The organism is uncultured Enorma sp. (genome assembly GCA_905210055.1).
Lineage (GTDB): Bacteria > Actinomycetota > Coriobacteriia > Coriobacteriales > Coriobacteriaceae > Enorma.
Window position 1 is genome coordinate 1 of the sequence record CAJLVH010000195.1, and the last position, 2549, is coordinate 2549.

Here is a 2549-nt window from a genome sequence, read left to right on the forward strand (position 1 = left end):
CCGTGGCCGCCGCCGCGCCAGATGGGGCCCACCGCGTGGACGCACCAGCGCGCGGGCAGGTTGAACGCCGGCGTCGCCACCGCGCCGCCCGTGGGACAGCCGCCGATAGCATCGCACGCAGCACGCATCTGTTCGCACCCCGCCGCCGCGAAGAGTGCACCGCACACGCCGCCACCCTCTGCAAGATGCGTGTTCGCGGCGTTGACGAGCACGTCCGCATGCACGCGGGCGATATCGTTCCTCACGATGGAAAACGGCATGGCGCGCTCCTTCCGTTGCGAAGCTACTTCCCCTTCACCATGGTAAGCGAAATCTTGCCGCGCTCGCGGTCCACGCGCTCGACCCACACCTGCACGGTGTCGCCCACGGCCACCACGTCGCTCGGATGCTTCACGAACCGCGTCGAGAGCTTCGAGATGTGCACGAGGCCGTCCTGATGCACGCCCACGTCCACGAACGCGCCGAAGTCCACCACGTTGCGCACGGTGCCGGTGAGCTCCATGCCGGGTTCAAGGTCGTCGATGGAAAGCGCCTGCTTGCTGAACACGACCTCCGGAGCGTCGTCACGCGGGTCGCGGCCAGGCTTCTTGAGCTCGTCGATGATGTCGAAGAGCGTGAGCAAGCCGCAGCCCAGCTCGCCCGCGAGCGCGGAAACACTGCCCACGCGGCGCTCGATATCCGGCACGCCGCCGGTGGCTAGGTCAGAGGCCGAAACTCCTGCGCGGCGCAGCACCTCGCGCGCCACAGCATAGCTCTCCGGGTGTACCGCCGTCGCGTCGAGCGGGTTCGCGCCGCCTGCGATGCGGAGGAACCCTGCCGCGTTCTGGAACGCCTTGGGACCGAGCTTCGGCACGTCCAGAAGCTGCTTGCGATCGGTGAACGCACCGTGCTCTTCGCGGTACGCCACGATGTTTCGCGCCACCTGCGGCGTGATGCCGGAAACGTAGCCAAGGAGGCTCGCGCTCGCCGTGTTCACGTCCACGCCCACGCGGTTCACCACGTCCTCCACCACGTGCCCGAGCGTGCGGGCGAGCTCCGTCTGGTCAAGATCGTGCTGGTACTGGCCTACGCCAATAGATTGCGGCGGGATCTTCACAAGCTCCGCGAGCGGGTCCTGCAAACGCCGTCCCAGGCTCATGGCGCCGCGCGTGGTCACGTCGAGCTCCGGGTACTCCTGGCTCGCCAGCTCGCTCGCGGAATACACGGAGGCGCCGGCCTCGTTCACGATGGTGTAGCGCAGCTCGGGCGCCGCCTCCGCGATGAAGCTCGAGACGACTTCCTCCGTCTCGCGGCTCGCCGTCCCGTTGCCGATCACGATGGTGTTGATGTCGTAGCGCTTCACCAGGCGCGCCAGCTCGCGCTTCGTGCCGGCGACGTCGCGGCGCGGCGGCGTGGGGTACACCACGCCGTGGTCGAGCAGCTTGCCGGTCTCGTCCATGACGGCGACCTTGCAGCCAGTGCGATACCCCGGGTCGAGCGCGATCACGCGGGCGCCGCGCACGGGACGGGCGGAAAGCAGACTCTCCAGGTTTTTGCCGAAGACCTTGATCGCCTCCGTCTGCGCGCGCACGGTGAGCTTTGCCCGCAGCTCGCGCTCGAGCGAGGGCGCCATGAGGCGCTTATAGCCGTCTGCGATGGCGGCGTCGAGCACCGGCGCGAACCCTCCTTGGCGACGCGGCCAGCGGCGCGCGAGGCGCGTGACGGCGGCGTCCGTGTCCACGCCCACGCGCACACGGAGCTTGCCCTCGCGTTCGCCGCGATCGATGGCAAGGATACGGTGGTTGGGGATCTTCCGCGCGGGTTCCTCGAAATCGTAATAGGGCTCATAGGGCGTCTTCTCGTCCGCATCGACGGCGATGGACACGATCTCGCCCGTACCCTCCGTGAACGAGCGCAGATCCGCCACGTTCTCCGGGTCCTCCGCCACCGTCTCCGCCACGATGTCCTGCGCGCCGGCGAGCGCCTTCTCCGGCGTGTCGTAGCCGGCCTCCGCCGCTTCGGGCGTCACGAAGGGCGCGGCGGCATCGAGCGGCGTGCCCTTGGACGTGACCTGCATGATGATCATGTTCGCGAGCGGCTCGAGCCCTGCCTCACGCGCCTTGCTCGCACGCGTCTGACGCTTCTTGCGATAGGGCTTGTAGAGATCTTCCACGCGCTGGAGCTGCGTGGCGGCACGAATCTCTTCTTCAAGCTCCGGCGTGAGCTTGCCCTGCGCACCGATGAGCAGGATGACGTCTTCCTTGCGCTGCTCGAGGTTCCGCAGGTAGGTGAGGCGGTCGTCGAGCGTGCGGAGCGCGACGTCATCCATGCCGCCCGTCGCTTCCTTGCGGTAGCGTGCGATGAACGGGATGGTGTTCCCCTCGTCGATGAGCTTGACGGCGGCGTCGACGGCGGCGGGTTTGAGCGAAAGTTCCGCCGCGAGCGTTGCGATGATATCCATAGACGACATGCCTCTCTAACGACAATGTAAAATTACCCCAGCGACTTTTTTACATCGATGGCCGCGATGCGTGACCGCTTGGCTGGTTGGCCGCTCGGCCGTTGCCGAT

The 2549-nt window shown here is 67.4% G+C and carries 2 protein-coding genes; both read right to left on the reverse strand.

The genetic code is table 11. From position 1 onward, the window contains the following. Window positions 1-260 (reverse strand): macro domain-containing protein (locus QZ079_RS09070; protein ID WP_297037525.1); only part of this gene is annotated, 260 nt, incomplete at its 3' end. Window positions 261-283: 23 nt separating this feature from the next. Beyond that, the gene (locus QZ079_RS09075) at window positions 284-2440 is read right to left on the reverse strand and encodes a Tex family protein (protein ID WP_297037526.1); all 2157 of its coding nucleotides are present in this window, start codon (window positions 2438-2440) and stop codon (window positions 284-286) included. Between the last annotated feature and the right edge of the window lie 109 nt (window positions 2441-2549).